The following is a 4,916-nucleotide window of genomic DNA, read 5'->3' as shown; positions in this document are numbered from 1 at the left end:
CTTCAGCAAACTGCAGATCCTCACCTCGCCATGGCTTGCCTACAGCTCCATCCCCGCCGCAGTGAGCCAGAGCCAGGGAGTGACCTCCCTGACCAGCGCCGGCATCGACACCTGGGAAACAACCACGATGCACGACGACGAGTACTCCGCCGCCTACCAGCCGACCGCCGCGGGAACCTCCTCCACCGTCACCGTCCACGTCGACAGCCAGGACAACACCAACACCTGGGGCAAGGCCGGCCTGATACTGCGCAACGACATCACCGGCACCGGCTCCTCCACCGGATACGTCGTCCTCGCCGCCACGCCGGGCCAGGGCATCTCCTTGTCGTCGGACTCCAACAGTGACGGCTACCTCGACTCCAACATCACCAATACCGGCACAACCGCCGTCGCCCCGGTCTGGCTCCGCCTGGTCAGGAACGGCAACTCGGTCACCGGCTCCTACTCCGCCAACGGCACCACCTGGACCACTGTGGGCACCACGACGCTGACCGGCGCCAACAGCACCGAGGACGCGGGGGCGTTCTTCACGGCTCACAGCGGAGCACCCGGCACCGCGAAGTTCAGCCAGTTCTCCGTGAGCTGACGAAGCGGATCTGAGTGACCGTCGGCGGATCCCTCAACCGGCCCGGCGCGGTGGTGCTGCATCACCATCACGCGGGGCACCGCCGCGCTGCGATCAGTTATTCCGAGGGCTGCCTGTGCCGGGCAGGCTCCCACGCCGCGTCCCTGACGAGGGAAGCTCGCACCACTTCTGTCGCTGCGAAGTCACCCCCGATCCGCGAGGTTGTGCCGTTCACCGACGCCCCTGTGCCCTCGGAACGCTCAAGGGAAGGACGCTGAAGATCAACGTCAACCGCACTGACGACATCACCGGAGCCGCCACATGAACGCTTTCCCGACCGTCCGCACCAGCAGGACGGGGAGACGTTGAAACCCGTCACTTCCACCACCCGCACCGTGTCAGCAGCGCTGGCGACGGCTCTCTCCGCGCTGCTGCTGGCATCCCTCACGACGCCGACCCCGGCCTCGGCCGCGACCCAGGCGACCTACTACGTCGCCCCCAACGGCGACGACGCCAACGCCGGGACGATCACCGCGCCGTTCAAGACCCTGCAGCACGCCCGGGACGTCGTGCGGTCGGTCAACGACAACATGACCGGAGACATCAACGTCTATCTCCGCGGCGGCACCTACCCTGTCAGCAGCACCATCAGCTTCACCTCGGCCGACTCCGGAACGAACGGCCACCGTGTCGTGTACGCCGCCTACCCGGGCGAGAAGCCGGTCCTGGACGGAGGCGTTCAGGTGACCGGCTGGACCCAGCACAGCGGGAACATCTGGAAGGCCACCCTCAACCGCGACAACAAGCTCCGGGCGCTCTACGTCAACGGCAAGCGCGCCCAGATGGCCTCGAAGACGATCAACACGGCCGGATGCTACGGGACTTACACCGTCACGGCCGGCCAGGCCCCCTGGGCCTGGGAGTCGGGTTCGCAGTGCGACGGAGCCAAGTACAGCCTCTCCGACCTGCCGGCCATCGCCTCCAACCAGGACGACGTCGAGATCATGTCGGCCACGACCTGGACAACGGCCATCGTGGGCGTCCGCCAGATCACCACGAGCTCGGACGGCGCCAACCGCGTGGCCCTGTTCCAGCAGCCGGGTGCGGCCATCGCCCAGGCACCGCCGTACGGCCCGTTCAGAGCCAGCGGCAGCCATACGTTCATGAACGCGTACGAGTTCCTGGACAAGCCGGGCGAGTTCTACTTCGACAAGACGAAGCACACGCTGTACTACTACAAGTCCGGCTCCGAGGACATGACCACGGCGAACGTCTTCGCGCCGAACAACGTGTCCACCCTCCTCAGGATCGCCGGCACGTCCAGGACCGACCACGCGCGGAACATCACGTTCTCCGGGCTCACGGTCGAGCACTCCGACTGGAACCTGGTCAAGGTCGCGGGCTCCGTCTTCCGGCAGGGAACGCAGGGCAACGCCAGCTCGAACGTGTACGCGAGGCAGAACTTCCATGCGTACACCTACCGCAACGTCGACCTGCCGCCCGCGGCCGTCCAGATCGAGAACGCCGACGGGATCGTCCTGTCACGCAACACGGTGCAGCACACCGGCGCCGACGGCATCACCCTGGCCAACGACGTGACGGACACGCAGCTGACCGGCAACGTCACGAACGACATCGCCGGGTCCGCCCTCACCGTGGGACACCCCCAGCACGTGTACATCGGTGACTACACCTCGACCAACAACGAGAAGTACCCGGTGAATGTCGAGGGACTCTGCAAGAACATATCGATCGCGGACAACTACCTCTACGACAGCGCGGTGCTCTTCCAGGGCTCCAGCCCGGTGTCGGCGTACTTCGTCGATTCCCTGTCCGTGCAGCACAACCGGATCGAGAAGTCCCCGTGGGCGGGCATCACGCTCGGCTGGGGCTGGTGGAACTTCGACGGTTCCACGAACTCCGTCAATCCCGGGAATCCGACCACCACGGCGAAGAACAACACCGTCAAGTACAACGAGATCTTCGACACGATGCAGGTGCTCGGCGACTCCGCTCCCATCTACACGCTGGGCAGCCAGCCGGGAACGGAGATCAGCAACAACTACATCAAGGGCGTTCCGGCCGGCCACAAGTACGGCCTGCACCCCGATGAAGGCTCCGCCTTCCTCAACTACCACGACAACGTGTTCGACGTCGACCCCGGCCTGGCGTACACCGTCAACTCCGGCACCTGGGGCCGCCAGCACGACCTGACCATCACCAACAACTACGGCACCGTCAACAAGATCTTCGACAGGAACGTCCCGAACAGCACGATCCAGGATGTGCGGGGCTACGGGGACAACGTGTGGCCGGCGCAGGCGTACGGCATCGCCCTGAACGCGGGTCTGGAGGAGGCCTACAAGAACCTGCTGCCCGCCGCCGTCACGGCTGCGCAGGACTACGCGCTGCCCGCGAGCACGTTCGCCGGCACGGGCGTGATGACCGTTCCGGTGCGCAGCCCCAAGGACGCGACCAAGACCCTGTGGCTGGCTCCCGCCGGTACGACGACGTTCGCCGCCGGTCCCACCATGACCAGCGCGAGCGGCACCTCGACCAGCATCCGCGTCCCCCAGACGGCGGGTGACTACCGGCTCTATGTCGTGGACGCCCAGGGCAACGCGTCTCCCGCGTCGAAGGCACTGGTGCGGCAGCGCTGGAACCACGTCGACGACAAGGCCGCGGGCGTGACCTACTCCGGCACCTGGTCGAACTGGAACGACACGAAGGACATGAACGGGTCCGAGAAGTTCACGAGCACCGCCGGCAACTACGTCGAGTTCTCGTTCACCGGCTCGGGCGTCCGGTACCTCAGCATGACGCAGCCCAACATGGGCAAGGTGGACGTCTACCTCGACGGCACCCTCGCCCAGGCGGGCATCGACGCCTACGCCCCGACGGTGACGAAGCAGGTGCCGCTGTTCGAGAAGACGAGCCTGGCCGCGGGCCCGCACACGATCAAGGTGGTGTGCACGGGGACGAAGAACTCCGCTGCCTCCAGCGCCGTCTGCGCGCTGGACGCGTTCGCCTCCATCCAGTTCCCCGCGAAGAACGCCAACTACAAGGTGGTCAACAAGAGCAGCAACAAGGCTGTCGATGTGTCAGGCGGATCGCTGACCGCCGGAGCCAACATCATCCAGTGGACGGACTCCGGAGCCGGGAACCAGAACTGGCGCTTCGTCCCGGTGGGTGACGGCAGTTACGAGATCGTCAGCCGGAACACCCCCCTGGTCATGGACATCAGCGGTGCTTCCACCGCGGACGGCGCGTCCGTCATCCAGTCGTCCGACACCAATGCCGCGAACCAGCACTGGACCCTGACCGCCACCGGGAACGGCTACTACAAGATCAAGAACGTCAACAGCGACAAGGTGCTCGACGTGTCCTCGGGCGGCACTCAACTCGTCCAGAACACGGACACGGGCGCCGACAGCCAGCTGTGGAAGGTCGTCAACGTCGACTGATCCGCCCGACAAAGGGGTGCGAGGGACGGAGCCGGCCATCCGGACCGGCGCCGTCCCCGCGTACCTCCATCACCGCGCATTCGAATCGAGCAGTACCACCACATATGTGATGGCGCCTACCAAGGGACGGGACTTGTGGACATCACCAGAAGACAGCTCGGCCGGCTCGCCGCGGTCGGTGCCGGGGCTCTCCTGCTGCCGGGCCTGCTGTCACCGGGCAGAGCAGCGGCAGCCGCACTGTCGGCAGGGAAGTGGGGCGACCAAGGCGACGGCACCTACGTCAACCCGGTCCTCCCGGGCGACTTCAGCGACTGGGACTGCATCCGGGTCGGCAACGACTACTACGGCATCACCAGCACGTTCGGGTACTCGCCCGGCGTGGCCGTGCTGCACTCGAAGGACCTGGTCAACTGGCGCACGCTCGGCGGCGCGGTCGGTGACGTGACCCAGATCGGACCGGAGCTGAACTGGGACCGGATGAACCGCTACGGCCGCGGCGTGTGGGCCGGCGCCATCCGCTTCCACGCGGGCCGGTACTGGGTGTACTTCAACACCCCCGACGAAGGCTTCTTCATGACCTCGGCCGCGTCACCGGAAGGGCCGTGGGACCCGCTGACGGCAGTGTGGCGGACCTCCGGCTGGGACGACCCGTGCCCGTTCTGGGACGACGACGGCCAGGGCTACCTGGTCACCTCGCACTACTCGGACGGCTACAAGATCAACCTCTTCAAGCTGTCCGCGGACGGCAGGTCGCTGGTCGGCTCGCCCACGGTCATCCACCAGTCGCCCGGCAGCGAGGCCAACAAGCTGTACAAGATCAACGGCCTCTACTACCACCTGTACAGCGAGGTGAAGTCCGAGGGCCGGGTGCTGATGATGAACCG

At 66.1% G+C, this 4,916-nt stretch carries 3 protein-coding genes; all 3 read left to right on the top strand.

Annotated features, from left to right (window positions below; translation table 11 throughout):
* Nucleotides 1–589 (top strand): DUF1349 domain-containing protein (locus ACWC1K_RS50505; RefSeq protein ID WP_450840958.1); only part of this gene is annotated, 589 nt, incomplete at its 5' end.
* A gap of 374 nt (nt 590–963) precedes the next feature.
* Nucleotides 964–4,032 (top strand): RICIN domain-containing protein, encoded by a 3,069-nt coding sequence (locus tag ACWC1K_RS50500; protein WP_450840957.1) that lies wholly within the window; start codon nt 964–966, stop codon nt 4,030–4,032.
* Between the two features lie 135 nt (nt 4,033–4,167).
* Nucleotides 4,168–4,916: glycoside hydrolase 43 family protein (locus ACWC1K_RS50495; RefSeq protein WP_450840956.1), on the top strand; the 749-nt coding region annotated here is incomplete at its 3' end.

This window comes from Streptomyces sp. NPDC001492, from assembly GCF_053597275.1.
The sequence above is the reverse complement of the archived record's forward strand: the minus strand, read 5'-3'. Positions and strand labels throughout refer to the sequence as shown.